Below are 17,999 nucleotides of genomic sequence, written 5' to 3'. Positions count from 1 at the left end.
TGATTATTTACACATCCCAAGTTAATGGCTTGGGATGATATCAAATGCAACCGTAAGTCTAGCGGTACTGCTCTTAAATGCATTGGTTCCATGCCACATGTAAGACGGGAACAAGATAAGATTCCCTGACTGTGGCTTTACTGCCAAGTCACCTTCGAAATTTTGATTTGCTATATCAGCTCGACCGAAAGTTAGCCAACCTTCCCCATGTTTGTCTACAGCATCGGGGACATCTACATAATACACGCCGCTTAACCACCCCTCAGGATGATAGTGCGAACGATGATAACCATCGGAGCGTAACTTTACTGACCATGAGCCTTTAAACGTTAAATCTTTACCCAAGCGAGATAGGAAAGGGTGTTTTCTATCTGTACTTTGTAATTTAATGAACTCCTCTGCTCTTTCAAGAATGAGGCCGGACAGGGTATTTATTACCTCACTGTTATCATCAAAGAGATTTTCATACGTCTGGGTACCATTTCTCAACGATTGCCCAATAGGATGACGTTCATTTTGGTGCAAATCATCAAGCACATCACGCAATGCATTATTTAAACTCTTTCTACTCTCAATACTCGGTAGAATTGGCACCACGGCCAGTAATTGCTGATAATTGCACAACCAATGATACTTACTTTCTTCGTTTTGCAGGTAATAGCACGTAGAAAGCATTGTCCACCACCCCTGATTAAGCGGCTCTTGTTTCACTAATTTAGCAAACTTGGTGTAGGCCTCTTTTGCCCGCCCTAAACTTAGTAAGGTATATCCAGCCTCACTCTCTAGCCCTACACTATTTTTGACTTTTAGCTTTTCGCCTTTTTCAACATAATCTAAGGATGCGTGATAGTCAGCTAACTCCCTATGCACGCGTGCTTTATATATATAAAATTCAAGATTAGAAGCTAATAACGGTTCTTGTCTATTAAGTACATCAAGCGCTTTTTGAAATTGGTTTGCCCGGACTAAGAGCTTTATGTAGGCTAAGACAAATGCCGAATCTGTACCTTCAAGATTGATCTGAGGTTCGATATACTCAAAAGGAGATTCAACACCTTCTTCCCATAAAAAAGCAGCAAGCTCTTCTTGTGCACTCCAATCTAAGGGCGTTAATGAAACAGCGTCGATAAAACACTGTTTGGCTTCTTCACGTCGATTTAATAACACCAAAGTTGCCGCTAAATTTCGTCGCAAGGTACTGTTAGTCGGTTGTAGCTTTATTGCGGCTTCAAAGCGCTGTGCTGACGCTTCAAAGTCGTTCATCTTCCTAAGCACATTACCCAAATTGTTTAATGCAACGATATTGGTGGGCTCTTTTTCTAATACAGATATTAAGCACGATTGCGCTTTTTCTAGTGCGCCTAAGTTAGTATATACATCAGCAAGGTGAATATTGGCTTGGCTATACGTTGGTTTTTTGCGAATAACCTCTACAAAAATGGCTTGAGCCTCATTAAACAAACCAACTTCTTTATATGCTCGGGCAAGGTTGTACTTAACTTCAATATCACTAGGATTTGCGGACAAAGCTTTTTTTAACGATTGCACCGCATGCTTTGCTTTACCCAATTCCAGTTGTGTTGTACCCAAGCTGTTGAGAAGTTGAGGACTCTCTTTGAATGTTTTTAGTCCTTTTATAATGACTGATTCTGCACGTGCTCCTGCTTGCGCCTTTCTAAGAGCACTCGAATATACCTGAACAGCCACAGGATCAAGCTTTAGAATGCTAGGGTTAGCACCTATAAATTGAATCACGTAGCCGTACTTTCCTTGTTGAAAAGCATTGACTACTTGCCGTAACACTCCCATCTTATCTATAGCCATAACTACCCTAAGCCACGATCTAAATTCATAAGCTTACCTGCCCCTTCATTCCATTTTGATAAAATGGACATAAACTGAGTTATTCCCTCTCTCTCATCGAGAGTCAATGCTGGATTCCAAACATCAAGTATTAGCACTGCCCGCTCTTTGTCAGACTTATTAGACGCTGAATGTATAAAACTATCGTCAAACACAAGGTGCTTGTTAGCCTTTCCCCAATTAAAAATCTCTTCACCGACAGTTAAGCTCGCATCCTCTGTTACTTGCAAAGGAATATGGACAGTCAGCTTACAATTTGAAATACCGTAATGCGGGGGTATGTAGGAGCCGGGTTTAAGTACCGAGAGAAATACCTCTGGAGCATGCGGAGGACAGAAAGCTAAGGGTGCATTTTCAAGTTCATTACGTAACGCTAAAGATAAACTTTCAAACCCTGAACAGTTCTTGCCTTCTTTTAGTAGATGAGTAGATAACCATTCATCGCGAAGCTTATCCCATGTCTCAGTAGCTGGTACATTCTCAAACTCACCAACATACTTAACGTTTGCTCGTTTCCCAACGTTTAGAAGTTCATCTTTGTGACTTTGAAGCTCTACTATCCAATCAGTTAACCCTTCAACTTCATCTGCTTGATAAAAAGGTTTACTTGGTAAGTCGGGAATATAAAAGAAACTTGGTTTTTGAAGTTCGTTTTGGAAAGGGTGAAATTCGACACCAAAAAAAAGTGCGAGCGACTTCTTCAACCTTGGTGATACCGACTCCATGAATTGCAATCGTGTGTAACCGTCCCTACGTGCTAAGTTAGCTGCATTCTGTATGTGAGAAAAACGTGACCTAGTCATTTTTCCTGACTTAAAATCAAGATACTCCGAATTTTGACTATTTAACGTAACATATAAGGAAAGCGCTTGGTCAAAATCTCCTTTCGACAACATTTTCTCAATGTCATTGAGGGTAGATATATATAAAGGTGTCATTGAAAATCCGAGGTAAATGGAGCTGGGTTAACTCTCAGCTCCTCTATTATTTTAATTCTCCGAACCCGATGTTTCTGTACCACGTTGCATACGCAACCAACCATCACGAGCCGCCTCTTTCATGTTTTCTCTCTCTTCTACTGTATAGCAGACGCGACGCATCATATTAGAACCGATTCGCTTTTCCATTTTACAAACTTGATCATCACGTTCTTGATTGCTGGCTATCTCTTCAGTTTTATTATTTGCTAATTCTTGAGTGTTATTACTTGTAGCGCCACAACCAACCAGGGTGGCAGAAATAGCAAAAGTGACTAAAATAGTTTTAAACATTTATAAATCCTTATTTAAAGTTTATTGGATAAAAGTTCCGTGGGTTAAAGTACCATACTGTGTTTGGTTGATCCTTATCCATTTTGTAAGCGTCCATTTCTCACCGTCAGCCACTGGTGCGCCAAGGTGTAAACTGGCTTTTAATATCTCGTTATTTTCATCAATATTTTTAAATGAAATAACGGTTCCTAGTTCAGGCTTTATTTTAATGTTTACTTTAGGGAAATGGGTTTCACCATTGCTACTCATTGAGTTTAAATAAGCAAGAACAGTATTTGAACGCTGCCCACCTTCCTTAATAAACTCCGCTTGCTCATGCTGTTTGTGAGAAAACGCATCATAATGGGCTTTGTATTCTTGCCCTTCTTTGTAGCGTAGTAAATTTAAAGGCTCCCCATGGGATGTATCAGTGCCTGAGATATCTGCCATTCTCGTATCTATATCTCTAACAATCCAATCTGCCATTTCAGATAGAATAACGCCAACCTCGCTGGTACGAATAGAATCAACCATAGGGCTTCCATCCGCAGGACTAGCAACCATCGAACGGGTTAAAAGTGGCATGAAGCGTTGCTTTAGATAACGACACTCAAATGCTGACAATGCATTTTTAACACGCACTAATGATATATCTTCATTTAAAACTTCAAGTTCAAGTGAGCGCAACTTTGCTTCTCGAGCTCGAATAGCAAATTCAATATCACTTTCATCTAGAGGTTCGAGAGAAGTTGTTAGCACCTGCTTATCATCGTTAACGAGTTGCCGATATATATTCGGCGTTAATTTCGCCATAACACTAACAACCTGAAGATAGACTTTTTCATCTTCGGAGCACCAACATGAGAGCACCAGCAAAGATTCTGCATGGCCATTCTGCGCTAAAGCTATCAGTTCGTTTATAATACTTCGGCTAAAGCTACCTTCAATATAAAATCGAGTAATCAGCGACTTGTGGTAACGAACTGTGGGGTGTTTAGTATCAGGAATAGACTGAAGATAAAGAAGAGCCAAATTCGGGTCACTACTCACCGTATAGTATGCAAAATCCAAAGCCGCATACATATTGCCTAATTTACCGGCTTCACCAAGTAATACCATCGACTTTTCAATGGCACCCTGCTGTTGATGATATTGAGCCTGCTCAAGTAATTGCTGTACTGAACTCACAATTTACCCTTATAAAAAAGGCCTCAGAAGAGGCCTTTGTCAAATGCAATTAAATGCCGGTGTTTAGAAATCTACGTTGATACGACCGTAGAAGAAACGTCCAGGAATTTCATACATTGAAGGATCGAAGCTGTTTGCAAATGTAGTGTAAGAAACTTCAGGATCTGCATCCCATAAGTTGTTAACACCAAATGTCAAACGAAGGTTCTCTGTTACTGAGTAACCTACTGAAGCGTCATGGTAAGCCATCGCATCAAGCTCGTTGAAGCTGTCTTTAGACTCAAGACTTCCATCTTCAGCAAACACGCTTACGCCTGGATCACTACACAATGTATCTTCTAAGTAGTTACCTGCATCATCAGTATCGTCATCGAATGAACACGCTTCTGTGGTTCCGCCAATGAAGCGAACTAGGTAGTTAGCTGTCCAATCTTCGTATGCCCATGTAACAGACAAGTTAGTACGGATACGAGGAATGACGTCACGGTCAAATGCTTTACCAGCATCGTTTTCTGAAATTGATTCACCAGTTACAGGGTCAACGAAGATACTAGTACGTTCGTCTACGTAAGTACCGTCCCAGTTTACTCGGAAATCACCGTATTCAGTCTCGAAATTATAAGCTACGTTATAATCGAAACCAGAAGTCGTTTGACCACCAAGGTTTACAAGACCGTTGAACAACTCAGTAACTACACCGCCACTGTTACGTTCGATTAGTGAACAGAACGTTGTACCAGTAGTTGCACAAGCATCTAGGATACGTTGAGCACCAACAGTTGATACTGCGTTGTCCACTTCAATATCGAATACGTCAAATGTGATTGACAGACCATCAACTTGAGCAGGTGAGTATACGAAACCGTATGTAAAGCTTTCTGCTTCTTCAGGCGCTAAATCTGAATTACCACCAACCGTTGTTCTGATTTGTGGGTTAGGTTGCTCGTAAGCAGCAGGGATACCGGCACAGCCTGGGCTGTTAGCATTTGCAGCTTCACCGCCATTACATGGATCGATTAGCGTTGCGAAACTATCGCTGTTACCTAGGAACAATTCAGATAGCGAAGGAGCACGGAATGCTTCAGACCAAGTACCACGAACTAATACATCTTCATTGATGCGCCATTTCAAACCAACTTTTGAGTTTGTAGTATCGCCGAAGTTGCTGTAGTCAGAGTAACGAGTAGCAAGCTCTAAATCTAATTGCTCAACAAACTCAACATCTGAGATAAGAGGGATAGCAACTTCTAAGTAAACTTCTTCAACACTGAATGAACCTGAAGTAGGTTGACGAGAGTTACCAGAAGTAATACCAGCTGCAATTAGTGCATCAGGTTGGTCGTAACCTGACTGCCAGCGTTTTTCGTAACCAGCAGCAAATGCAAGGTAACCAGCAGGTAGTTCAAAAACTTCACCAGATATATTTGCTGAGTAACTTTCTAACGTAGAGTTAGCTGCATCTTGTGCTGTAAACTGAATGTAATCAAGCATTTCTTGCGTGATAGTACCTTCACCGATAGCAGTAGCACCACCGAAGAAGTTTAATGGTACACAACCATCAGTAGCAGCACAGGTATCAACGTCACCTAGGGCTAGTGCTACGCGGTCCATGTTAAGAAGACCGTCGGTTAAAGTATTCTGAGTAATGTCTGCATACGTGTAAGTTGCATCCCAGTAGTACTCTTGATCACCCAGTTCAATAACACCGTCAAAGCCACCATTGAATTGGAACTGATCAACGTTTTGAGCAAATTCACGGTAACCCGCTTCCATCATACGACGGCCAGCGAAGAACAAGCTGTTCGCTTCACCAAAGCCAGCAGTATCTGATAAATCAAGACCTGTTGGGTTGAATGGGTTGTTTGCAGCAATTGTTACACCAGATGTACCAGCAGCGTTACCGATAAATAATGGTGTTGGAGCAAGAAGCTGTGAAGAACGTCTGTTGCCGTAAAAACCAGTTACATTAACAGAAACGTTGTCTGTTAATTCGTAACGGCCTTGTGAATAAAGGTTAATACGTTCTTGAGGTGTAGAAAGGTAGTTAAGAGGCGCAAAGTTAAATGCACTGCTACCAGTCCAAGGGATTAATCCACCTTGACCATCGTTTTGAACGTTGAATGATGTTGCTTCATCATCGAAATACCAAAAACGGCCATTCGGTGTACCTGATGAACCGCCGTAGCCTGTAGGCGCGCCGAATACTGGTACTGCAGAAATCTCACGATCGCCTGCGAATGTTGGCTCTTCTTCTACGTAACTTACGTTGAAATATACGTTACCTCTGTCATTAGCAACACCGAAACCGATATCCCACGATTCTTTGTTACCGTCGCCTTCGTCGTATTGACCAAGGTAACCAGAAGCGTGTACGCCTTCAAAATCTTGACGAGTGATAATGTTTACTACACCCGCTACCGCATCAGAACCATAAACAGCAGAAGCACCATCTTTAAGTACTTCGATACGCTCGATGATAGATGAAGGAATGTTGTTAAGGTCAACAGAGCCGGTAAGGCCTGGAGCCCAACGTTTACCGTTTACAAGAACAAGAGTACGGTTAGAACCGATACCACGAATGTTAATAGTAGTTGTACCATTACCACCGTTGTTGTTATTGGTGTTGATTGCTGAACCAGCAGATGGGATAGCTTGAAGTACGTCACCGATTGAAGTGATACCGAATTTTTCGATATCTACACGGGTCATAACCGTTACTGGGTTAGCACCTTCAATGTCTGTACGACGGATACGAGAACCAGTTACTTCGATTTTTTCAACAGAATCGGCTGCTTCTTCGGCTTCTTGTGCAGCAACTGCACCAGAAAAACTTATTGTTGAAACCGCGCCGAACGCGCAGGCCAACCTAACTGACTTAGCCAGTTTAGAATTTGTAAACATGTGTTGTCTCCCTGGACCACTAAAGCTCGTTTAGTGTGTATTTCTAAAATCGTTTATAACGAATTATTATTAGTAAGGTCAAAGCCTCACTAAGATAATAAACACAACATGAGTAAACGGTCAACTGAGATCGGGAGTGGAATAATTAAAAGTTCAATTTTTTTCGTTTATTTTTCCTTTTTCTGTAAATGTTTACTTACAATTTACATAAATATTACCTTACCACCCCTTGCACCGGTCGCTTTTTAACCAGTCCGAGATGAATTGCCAAGGAAGCGCGATAAGTCGCACTTCCCTAGCATTAGGTCTTAAAACGTATAGTTCACACTAAAGCGAACATAACGAGGAGTTTGCCATTGTGTAGGCGTTCCATAGTTAGGATCTACATCTGGGTCTAATGGGTCTTGAGACGATTCACTGTCATAGATTTCATAAACCTCTGTCACTTTATCGTTGTTCAACACGTTAAAGACATCTGCACGAACAACCAATGTTTGATCTTCGCCAATATCAATATTATATGACGCCGAAACATCAATTGAGTAGTAGCTACTTGTGCGACCGCGAGAGCCACGAGGGGCAAGCTCACCACCGGCATAAAATGACTCTGAATCATATGCTTGTGCAAATTTATCAGTCGGGTGATAACCAAATGCATTCACTGGCTTACCGGTCCAGAACTGCAAGTTAGCACCTAACGTTAAGTCTTCGGTAACCGCATAGGCACCGTACATTTTAACTTGATGACGACGATCGTTAGGAAGGTCGCCGTAGGCGCCATCTAACAATCCAGGTTGGTCAAACAATGTTGTCAAGCCTGCGTCATCTTGACCGTTGTCAGAACGCACAAAACCTTCGTTATTACCCCAGTTATGCGACCACGTATAGGCAGCATTGAACATCCAAACGCCGTCCCAAGCACGTTGGAAGGTAAAGTCAACGGCTGCATATTTACGTACTGAATCTGGGTAGCCTAAGTCTTCGGCTGACAAATCCATATAAACCAATTCGCCGTTAGTACCTGGCAATTCAGTGGTACCAATACGCATGTCTACATTGGGGTTAGTTAATACATATTGATGGAAACCGTCCCAAATACCAGAAACGTCACCGTAGCCATTAGCCGCAGCCCATTCGATAACCGCTGCATCAATTGCCATATCTTCAACAGTAGTCGCCAATTCTCGGTAAGTACCTTGAATCGCCATGCTCCACTCGTCGTTCAATTGGAACTGATAACCAGCAATAAATTCATCTGAGTACATTGCATCAATATTTTGATCAACTAATTCAGCTGGAGATTTTGCTTCACCGTTAGCGAAAACATCGTCAGGCTGAGTTTTATCACCGGTAAGATTAGGAATGAATAAAGACTCATCAGCGTATCCGTCAAACTCATAGTATTCTTGCGTATAGGTTTCTGCACCGGCTAAGCGAATGTTCGTGTTGGCTGCAACTGGAAGGTAGTAACGACCGAAACTTGCCCATGCTTTCGTTTCACCATCGCCACGCACATCCCATACCGCACCTAAACGAAGTGCCCAAAGGTTATCAAGTTTTACGAAGGTTTCACCATCTGCATTGAAGTTTTCAAAAGAGTCGTTACGAATACCGGCATTAATCACTAAGTCATCAGTAACCTGCCATTGGTCTTGTACGTAGAATGCAATATTTTCTGAATCGAAATCACCACCAACTTCGTAATCTCTATGACGCACTTGGTAGATTTCTTCGTTAGCTAAATCGTCATCATTTACATAATAAAGATAGTATGCGCCGCCTGAGTTAATCGTATAACTACTTGCTGTTAAGTTTTCGTAATCGTAACCGAAGCGAATTGAGTGGTCGCCAATATACCAGTCAGCATCGATGCGGATAACTTCACGTTTATCGTCACCCTGCTCAACAGTAAAACCAGCCCACGTGCTTGTTGGAACAAAAGCACCAGTACTATCGTAAGTAAAGTATGCTACTGGATTAGCATCTAATTCACTGCGCACGGTACGGTCTTGCTTGTTCACGCCGTACTGAGCTGAGATAGAGAAATCATCAGTGATGATACTCGTCCATTTAGCCGTGTAGTTCAGGCCACCTTCATCTTCGTAACCAACTCTCGAGTCTGTGGTAAAAACGCCATCAGTCGAATCAAACGTTTGGATTTCGGTTGAACGCTCATCTGAAAATACTGTCACTTCCAATATGTTGTTTTCAGTAGCATACCAATCAACTTTCGCTACCCAAAACGCATCTTCATCGGTTTCTGTAAAACCGTTCTGAACTAAGCCAGTACTGTTTATCTGCTGTTCACCTACGAATTTCTCTTCTACAGAGCGCGGGTTAAACAACGCATAGAAGAATAATTTGTCTTCAATTAGCGCGCCGCTAGCCCACACGTTAGCATCCCACGAATCTTTTTCATCGCCGGTATTATCAATGCGGTAAGTGCCATTAGTTGTTCTTCTGTATGAGTTCTTCTGTTCACGAAGTGCATCAGGCTCCCAGTAAACATTAACGCCAGCTTTAAATTCGTTGCTACCACTTTTAGTTTTAGCGTTAATAACACCGCCAGTTATACGGCCATATTCCGCTGAGTAACCACCGGTTTTAACTTCAAAGGTTTCGTACATGTCGAAAGGTGGCTCACTTGAACCCACACCCGTTCTAAAGTTAGTAATATTTAGACCATTAATGTAATAACCGTTCTCACCAACTGATGCACCACCAATGGAAGGAAGGTCACCAAACGCTGAGTCACCTTGGGTTGTACCTGGTGCCAATAGCGCAACTGACGTTAAGTTACGAGGAACAGGAACTCTATCAAGGGTAACAGTGTCTACCACAATACCGGTGCTTGAACTTGTTACATCTACCATGGCAATTGTTGAACCAGTTACTTCGATTCGTTCAACATCGTCACCGGCAAGTTTCATGTTTAAGTTAGTTTTACCACTAATACCAACTTTTACAGATTCTTGGATAGTGTTACGAAAGCCGTCTTTCTCAGCAACCACATTGTAGATACCTGGCGGTAACAATGGAAAACGAAAATCGCCGTTAGCATCTGTGGTAACTGTACGAACTAGACCTGTATCAACATTAGTGATAGTTACAGTAACGCCACTAATTTCTGCACCGCTAATTTCTGCAGTATTACCTTGAATAAAACCATTTGTGTCGTTTGCAAATACTGGTGCCGAAACACCAAGACTGAGCGCTACGGCAAAAGCCGCTGCACTTCTTTTATATTGAAGCATGTATAACTCCCTGGATGTGTGTTTTCGTTAGTCTTAACTTTATTTAAAAAAACCATAAAGATAATCTAAACGATTGTTTTTTATACGGATTTTTATGATTATCCGAAAGTATAATTGACATATGTAAAGGGGATAAAGCAAGCGTAAATGGAAATTTTTACGATGAATGGCATGGGCGTGAAGTAGGGAAATTCCACGCAATCTATTGAGTGGCTTGGCCTTGGGGGGGGTATTAACGAAGTTCCCCATTTGCGACGAATTACATTCGTCGCAAATGCAGAAATGTCGCATTTTTCGTCTATTGTAAATAAAAGCCTAAGCGTCGTTTCACCGATTCAGGCAGTTCTGGAAGTGAACTTTTTGGTAAAAGGAACGTAGCCATGTTGAAAAAGTCTAGAAATACCCTGTTAGATTCCGTCGTTTTCTTCAAATAATGGTGGCCGGATGAGCCGCCCGTTCCTATTTTTGTTCCCAGCATTCGTTGTACCATCATGGCATGGCGATAACGCCACAACGTTAATTGTTCATCAATTTCTGTCAGTGCGGTAATAAGTTGGAAAGGCAGGTTAAAAACAGGCTCTTCTGAATACTGCTTTATAAATAAAGCCGACAATAATGCTTCATGAGATAAGCGAAATTTACCCTGTTTAAGAAGGGCTTCATACGTATCATGATTAAATAGCCCGTCAAAGTTCTCTCTGGTCGATTGCCAGTCTTTAAGCTCTTGTCTACGTTCTACTTCAGACAGAAACGCATTTTTTACTATGGTTTCTTTGTCATCGTTAAGCATTTCATCTGTTGCTTTTCGGTAGTAGTCCCAGAAGTGGAAATCCTCGGTTTTAAGTAGTGGCATACGTGCCAACCACTTATCCACTAATTCGAACAAGCTTGGCTTTTCTTCTAACGCTTCCAATAAGCTACGATCATCATCACTTAATCGGTTATAAAAGCTTTGCTTATCGAAATCGATACGATATTCCCGTTTAAGCCCTAATGAAATTTCAAGTTGCTTAAATTGAATACTTTGAAAGCCTGAGGCGGGAACCAAATAATCTCTGAATGAAAGAAACTGCTGAGGCGTCATAGTTTCCATAATACCTATTTGGTCGTTCATCAGCTTTTGAATTTGAATAACACGGTGCAGCCTATGTACTACTGAAGTGAGTTGCTGATCTTTTACTGCTGCTTGATTGAATGTGTCGATAACCGCATTGAGTTCGTGCAACAGTTGCTTAAACCATAGCTCATACACTTGATGCACTACTATAAATAGCATTTCCTCATGAGCAGGTTCACCGTACTTGGTACTTTGAAGCTTTTGTGCGCCAAGTATTTTATCTAACGCGAGGTAATCACCGTAATAGCAGGGTTCTATATTTTTTTTCATGCCGATTATTCTTGTCGTCGTTATGTACAGAAAGAAATTCTAACATCGCTAACTCGACATCGACAAAATACAGGCTATAAATTATCTAGGGGCGTTATTAAAAATATACATACCCATAAAAAATAACATCGCGTTAAAATTTAAATTAGGGCACAAATATGAAGCTTGATGATGACATTCATAATTATTACGAACATCTTGTATTACAACGTGTAACAGAACTTGGGCTGGATAATACTAAAAGTCCTGATTATTTAGCTGACTTATGCTGCTTGGCACTTAACCAAGTGCCTCCACGCTACATCCGCTATGAAGTCGATATGGCCTTTTATCTTCCCCAGAGTGAACGAAATCAAATGGAGATGAATGTTACGTATGCTATCGATAATGCGATGAAATATTTAGACGACACAGATAAAACGTCGGTAAGCGAGAAAGCAGAGTAACGCCATACAAGGTTGTGTAAGGTCAAAAATACGGGGAGTAAATTGGGTGGCGGGCTCCCAGCCACATCCCGGCACATGAGTCGTCTGCTGCGGCTGCTCCCTTCCAGGCCTGACCGAGTTCACAGAGTATCATTGCGGGAGGACCAAAAGCCCACCATAGAAAGCGAATAAAATGCTAACAGGCGTCAGCAGTCTTAAGCGCGGGGCGCATTATGACTACTTGCCCGATAACTTTCAACCCTTTAACGAAAATCTCTCTTCTGCAATGATGTTTGCCACACGATTTGTGGCTGCTTTTTGGGCATCAGCACGGGTATAAATCTCTTTTAGCGTCGTACCAATATCTTCAATATGCTTGCGTAGCGCTGCGTTTGTGCTCTTTTCCATACGCTGATGGAAGATATCGATAATGCCACCTGCATTAATCACATAATCAGGCGCGTACAAAATACCTCGTTCGACTAACATATCGCCAATTTCTTCACGTGCGAGTTGATTGTTCGCCGCACCAGCGATGACCTTAGCTTTAATCATGGGTAATGTTTGGTCATTAATTGCAGCACCTAATGCAGAAGGTGCTAGTACATCAACGTCCAGCCCTAAAATTTCTTCAGGCGCTACCGCCGTAGCACCCAGTTCTGCTACGGCCTTTTCAACACCTTCGGGGAATATATCAGCAACATAGAGCTTTGCACCGGCTGCATGAAGGTGTGACGCAAGGCGATACCCTACATGCCCCATACCTTGAATTGCTACGCTTACCCCCTCTAAGCTGCGATTCAATCCGTGTTCTACACTGGCTTTTAAGCCCACGAACACACCATAAGCGGTAGAGGGTGCTGGATTACCGTCTGGCTGTTCGTCAGCGTAGTGATATTGTGCGTTTACTCCGGCAATGTAATCAGACTGAGTCGCCATGGTTTGTAAATCGGTAACTGAAATGCCCGAGTCTTCTGCGGTAAAATATTTGCCACTTAATGAATCAACGAATTTCCCCATGGCTTCCATCATCGCCGGCGTTTTTTGTTTGCGAGGATCACCAATAATGACTGATTTACCACCGCCCAATGCGATATTAGCCATGGCGGCTTTGTAGGTCATTCCTTTAGAAAGACGGAGTACATCGGTTAGTGCTTCTGCACTGCTTACATAGGGCCACATTCTACAACCACCCAATGCTGGGCCTAGGTTTGTGTTGTGTATGGCAATAATGGCACTTAAGCCTGCTTCTTTATCGTGATAAAAAGCGACATGCTCGTGACTATCAAACTCTATGTGATCGAAAACCGACATACTTTCCCTATTAATAATGTGATGGATTTTGCCCAAGTGTAGCCCAACAACCAGAGGACACGCCTTGCTAAGTTAATGACCGGCCCTCGTAAAGTGAAATACACAAAGTATGAATACTATTTTTCTAGGATATCTATCCTAGAATTTATTTTTCTATATAATAAACATCATAAAAACGACGGAAGCTGCGTTCAATGAAATTAGATAAATTCGATCGTGAGATTTTACGAGTACTTCAACAAGATGCCACTGTCTCTATGGCTGAGTTGAGCCAGAAGGTTGGGTTGTCCCATACCCCCTGTTGGCGACGTGTAAAGCGGATGGAAGCCGATGGCATTATTATTGGTAAAGTCACTCTTTTAAATAGTAAAAAACTCAACCTTGGTGTATCGGTATTCATTTATGTCACGCTTAAAAATCACGATGGTGATTCCCTCACCGATTTTGAAAATGCGGTACAGAGCATTGATGAAATTGTTGAGTGCCACACCACCAGCGGTGAGAAAGACTATTTGCTTAAAGTGATTGTGGAAAGTATTGAAGAATACGAATTTTTACTTAAAACGAAACTGACTCACCTTCCATTAGTTGATCACGTCAGCTCCACCTTCGCGTTAAAACAAGTGAAGAACACCACTGAGCTCCCCATCAAACGACAGTAGGTTTCATTGAAACCTACGCCCTGCTGCCCTTCTTTCTCACGTTATTAAAGCACGCTATCAACCTGATTCTCAGGCAGTGCTTTTTCAAAAGCAGGTAATGCATTGCAATTGTCTGTTATTTTTTGAATAAGCGGATATCGTGTCATATCCACATTAAAGCGATGCGCGTTATAAACCTGCGGTACCAAACACAAGTCAGCCATGGTCACATCAAAGTCAAAGCAGAACTTACCAGCTTGGGTTTGTAGCCGCTTTTCAATGGCATCGAAACTCAGCGTTATCCAATGCGCCGCCCATTTGTTTACACTTTCTTGTTCGGCACTATATTCATTCTTAAGCTGATTGAGTACACGCAAGTTACTTAAAGGTTGAGTGTCACATGCAATATCCTGAGCCAGCGCCCTTACCCTTGCTCGTTCTGTCTTGTGCGATGGTATCAATTGATACGGTGAGGGAAAACGTTCATCTAAGTATTCGATAATGGCTAAAGACTGATTAAGAATAATATCTTCATCATCGTCAACCAAAGTGGGCACTAGCTGAGCGGGGTTTAGCTGTTTATAGGGCGCACTGTGCTGCTGCCCACCTTCATTGACTAAGTGCACAGGCACATATTGATACTCTACACCTTTTAAATTAAGTGCAATTCTTACTCTGTAAGACGCCGTTGAGCGCCAGTAACCATATAAAGTTAAACTCATAAATACCCGCCGCCTTACGTGTGTGTTGTATTACTCATTATAATCATAGCGTAATTTGCTGAGGGCGAGCGTATGGGCCTAACCCTCAGCTTACGTTTATCAAATTTAGCTTAAAGGCTTAATCTGTTGCTCGATAGCACCGAAAATGCTTTGTCCGTTACTATCGAACATTTCTATCCTAATTCGATCGCCAAATTGCATAAAGGGAGTAGTAGGTTTTCCATCCCTGATAGTTTCAATCATGCGCACTTCAGCAATACACGAGTAGCCAAGGCCACCTTCAGCAATGGCTGAGCCGTGGTCAGTACCTTGTTTGTTCGATACGGTACCTGAACCAATAATGGTGCCAGCGCCTAAGTTTCGACTCTTAGCTGCATGTGACACCAGCTTAGCGAAGCTAAATGTCATGTCTTCACCTGCTTGTGGTTTACCGAACAATTCACCGTTGTAGGTGGAACGAAGCGGTAAATGTACTTTCTCTTGTTCCCACGCATCCCCGAGTTCATCGGGTGTTACCGCCACGGGTGAAAAGCTAGAGGCCGGCTTTGACTGAAAGAACCCAAACCCTTTCGCCAACTCACCTGGAATTAAGCCTCTTAGGGATACATCATTCACAAGCATTACCAGTCTAATTCGCTCTGCCGCTTGTGCATCAGTGCAGGCCATCGGAACATCATCGGTAACAACGGCCACCTCACCTTCAAAATCAATGCCCCATTCATCGCTGGGCAGAATAATGTCGTCACAAGGACCGATAAAGTCGTCAGATCCCCCTTGGTACATGAGTGGGTCGCTCCAGAAACTTTCAGGTATTTCAGCGCCTCGCGCTTTTCGTACTAGCTCTACATGGTTTACATACGCACTGCCATCTGCCCACTGGTAAGCGCGCGGTAGGGGTGACTCACAGCGAGTAGCATCAAATTCAATACTTTCTATTACCCCATTATTGAGCTGTTCGTAGCGCATCTGTAATTGCGGAGCAGTAACCTGCCAGCTGTCGAGTGCTTGCTGCATAGTGTGAGCGATATCTTCTACTGAACAGGTACGCGTTAAATCTTTAGATACCAACATTAAACGGCCATCTCGGCTATCGTTCTTATAAGTAGCTAGTTTCATAAATTGGATCCTTACTGTGATCAGCGCTTTTGCGTATATAACATTTATTATTCTTTATGCATCACCCGTAACAAGATGAAAAGTCAGGAGCACACGACAATAATTTTCACTGTAAGCTTGGTTGTACAAAAAAAGGCGGCACTTCTTACTGAAGTACCGCCCTTATTAGCTAAGCAAGGCAACGTAAATTTAACGAAACAGTGAAACCTACATTTTTATTGATGCCTTATTAATACCGTACTCACGTAATTTATTCGCAATCGCGGTATGACTTAATCCTAACTTTCTCGCCAATTGACGCGTACTTGGGTAGAAAGGATAGAGCCGCTTCAGTAGGTCTTTTTCGAATTTTTTCACTTCATCGTCTAATGTACCTTCGAAGTTTTCATCGATAAAGGTCACACTAGGGGCACAACTAGGAAGCTGAATATCTTCTTTGGTTATTTCCTTACCATCTAGCAAAGACAACGCTCTGAACAGTGCATTTTGAAGCTGACGGACATTGCCAGGCCAAGGGTATTGCTGCAAAAAATCAACGCAGGACTTACTTAATTTGGCCGGTCTACGACCCAGCTTCGTACTGTGCTGGGCAATAAACGATTCGGCAAGTGGAACAATATCGTGGCGGCGTTCTTTTAACGATGGCATCACTAAGCTCAATACATTTAAGCGATAATACAATTCTTTGCGAAAACGCCCTTCTTCTACCAGTTGACCTAAGTCGCGACAGGTAGTGCAAATAAATCGAACATCTACCGTAACCGGTTCCGCATCACCTACTCGTCTAAACTCACCGTCTTCTAACACCCGAAGCAGTTTGGCTTGTAGCTGAGAACTCATGTCTGCAATTTCATCAAGTAGCAGTGTGCCACCTCTTGCTTGCTCTAGCAGGCCTTCTTTAGCATTAGGTTGATTAAAAGCACCTTGTGCGTAACCAAATAATTCAGTTTCCGCCACACTATCTGGTAGCGATGCACAATTGAGCGCTAAAAACGCCCCCTCACTGCGGCGACTGGATTGATGACAAGCGCGGGCAATCATTTCTTTACCTGTGCCTGTTTCACCGAAAATAAGAACCGGTGCATCTAGATCAGCAATACGTTTTGCTTCACTCACCACGCGTTTCATTGCCTGAGATTCCACTATGAATCTATCAAAACTGTCAGTGGGCGATTGATGGAATACACTAAACTGCTGGCCTAACCGCATTTCCGATTTTAAAATGACCACCGCTCCGGCCATAATGATGTTGTTGTCGCCATCAGGCACTGTGATAGGTAACATGTCAGCCACATAGTCTTGTTGGATAAACTTTACCTTAGAAGACTGAGCGCGAGGCAGCTTTCCATCCATCCAGCGGGTGAAGTTAAAGCCTTTCACTACTTCGCCTATTTCTACGCCTTCAACATCGTGGACGCTCTGCTCTAACCCAGAGGTTACTGCTTCGTTGCATAACAAGATTTGTCCACGAGCATCAATGGAAAACACCGGATCAGGAAGCGTGCGCAATATGGCAGAAAGCTGAGTTTTTTCTCTTTCACTTGGCATAAAATGCGTCGTTTTAACATCTGAAATACCATCGATGCGACGAATTTTGGGCATTAGATGCTGGAAGTCTGCAAATTCAATATTGGGAAAATTAAGAAAAATTTTACCTGTCTCATCAATCTCAATACCTCTTAGATCGATTTCGTGGGTAACGAGGATATCCAACACATCTTGAGTAATACCCAGTCTGTCCTGACAACTGATTTCTAATCGCATGGGTGTGACTTCACATCTCTTGTAAACTTATATGTACACAATATCACACTTTTACAAAAAGATAACAAGTTAATTATGCCAAATTATCACCTTGAAAGACTGGTTTTTAAAGCGGTTCCACGCAGCGAAAGGTGTGAAAACGTTTCCCCTTATCACGCCACGCTGTAACAAAAT

13 protein-coding genes and 1 other RNA gene are annotated in these 17,999 nt (G+C 42.4%); 2 read left to right on the top strand and 12 right to left on the bottom strand.

What is annotated here, in order from left to right:
* Positions 1-21 precede the first annotated feature (21 nt).
* From J5X92_RS01225 to J5X92_RS01195, 7 genes are all read right to left on the bottom strand, one after another.
* Complete coding sequence (locus tag J5X92_RS01225; RefSeq protein ID WP_208804302.1) at positions 22-1,824, bottom strand: tetratricopeptide repeat protein; 1,803 nt, start codon at positions 1,822-1,824, stop codon at positions 22-24.
* A gap of 2 nt (positions 1,825-1,826) precedes the next feature.
* Entirely contained in the window at positions 1,827-2,801 is a 975-nt protein-coding gene (locus tag J5X92_RS01220; RefSeq protein WP_208804300.1) for an aspartyl/asparaginyl beta-hydroxylase domain-containing protein, read from the bottom strand.
* A 51-nt stretch (positions 2,802-2,852) separates the two neighbouring features.
* On the bottom strand, positions 2,853-3,134 hold the full coding sequence (locus J5X92_RS01215) for a hypothetical protein (protein WP_208804298.1): 282 nt from the start codon (positions 3,132-3,134) through the stop codon (positions 2,853-2,855).
* A gap of 21 nt (positions 3,135-3,155) precedes the next feature.
* Entirely contained in the window at positions 3,156-4,301 is a 1,146-nt protein-coding gene (locus J5X92_RS21360) for a 2OG-Fe(II) oxygenase (protein WP_208804296.1), read from the bottom strand.
* A 63-nt stretch (positions 4,302-4,364) separates the two neighbouring features.
* Positions 4,365-7,202, bottom strand: a complete 2,838-nt coding sequence (locus tag J5X92_RS01205; protein WP_208804294.1) for a TonB-dependent receptor — start codon at positions 7,200-7,202, stop codon at positions 4,365-4,367.
* Positions 7,203-7,510: 308 nt separating this feature from the next.
* Complete coding sequence (locus J5X92_RS01200; RefSeq protein ID WP_208804292.1) at positions 7,511-10,456, bottom strand: carboxypeptidase regulatory-like domain-containing protein; 2,946 nt, start codon at positions 10,454-10,456, stop codon at positions 7,511-7,513.
* A 298-nt stretch (positions 10,457-10,754) separates the two neighbouring features.
* Complete coding sequence (locus J5X92_RS01195) at positions 10,755-11,843, bottom strand: tryptophan 2,3-dioxygenase family protein (protein ID WP_208804290.1); 1,089 nt, start codon at positions 11,841-11,843, stop codon at positions 10,755-10,757.
* Positions 11,844-12,001: 158 nt separating this feature from the next.
* Here J5X92_RS01195 and J5X92_RS01190 point away from each other — a divergent pair, with 158 nt between their 5' ends.
* Positions 12,002-12,289 (top strand): late competence development ComFB family protein, encoded by a 288-nt coding sequence (locus J5X92_RS01190; RefSeq protein WP_013785044.1) that lies wholly within the window; start codon positions 12,002-12,004, stop codon positions 12,287-12,289.
* A 52-nt stretch (positions 12,290-12,341) separates the two neighbouring features.
* Here the strand turns inward: J5X92_RS01190 and ffs are convergent.
* Positions 12,342-12,438: signal recognition particle sRNA small type (ffs, locus tag J5X92_RS01185), an RNA gene on the bottom strand.
* 85 nt (positions 12,439-12,523) lie between these two features.
* Positions 12,524-13,582, bottom strand: coding sequence for a Glu/Leu/Phe/Val dehydrogenase (locus J5X92_RS01180; protein ID WP_208804288.1), 1,059 nt, complete (start codon positions 13,580-13,582; stop codon positions 12,524-12,526).
* 194 nt (positions 13,583-13,776) lie between these two features.
* Here J5X92_RS01180 and J5X92_RS01175 point away from each other — a divergent pair, with 194 nt between their 5' ends.
* Complete coding sequence (locus tag J5X92_RS01175; RefSeq protein WP_013785046.1) at positions 13,777-14,244, top strand: Lrp/AsnC family transcriptional regulator; 468 nt, start codon at positions 13,777-13,779, stop codon at positions 14,242-14,244.
* Positions 14,245-14,288: 44 nt separating this feature from the next.
* On the opposite strand, the gene maiA is transcribed toward J5X92_RS01175, so the two are convergent.
* The 3 genes from maiA to tyrR form a co-directional block, all read right to left on the bottom strand.
* Positions 14,289-14,945, bottom strand: a complete 657-nt coding sequence (gene maiA, locus J5X92_RS01170; RefSeq protein ID WP_126871949.1) for a maleylacetoacetate isomerase — start codon at positions 14,943-14,945, stop codon at positions 14,289-14,291.
* A 105-nt stretch (positions 14,946-15,050) separates the two neighbouring features.
* A complete protein-coding gene (locus tag J5X92_RS01165) occupies positions 15,051-16,061 on the bottom strand; it encodes a fumarylacetoacetate hydrolase family protein (RefSeq protein WP_126871950.1) in 1,011 nt (336 codons plus the stop codon).
* 207 nt (positions 16,062-16,268) lie between these two features.
* Positions 16,269-17,825: a transcriptional regulator TyrR gene (gene tyrR / locus J5X92_RS01160; RefSeq protein ID WP_126871951.1), complete on the bottom strand. Its 1,557-nt coding sequence runs from the start codon at positions 17,823-17,825 to the stop codon at positions 16,269-16,271.
* Positions 17,826-17,999 lie beyond the last annotated feature (174 nt).

This window comes from Alteromonas sp. K632G, assembly GCF_017653625.1.
Taxonomy (GTDB): domain Bacteria; phylum Pseudomonadota; class Gammaproteobacteria; order Enterobacterales; family Alteromonadaceae; genus Alteromonas; species Alteromonas naphthalenivorans.
This window is presented reverse-complemented; position numbering and strand designations above follow the sequence as displayed.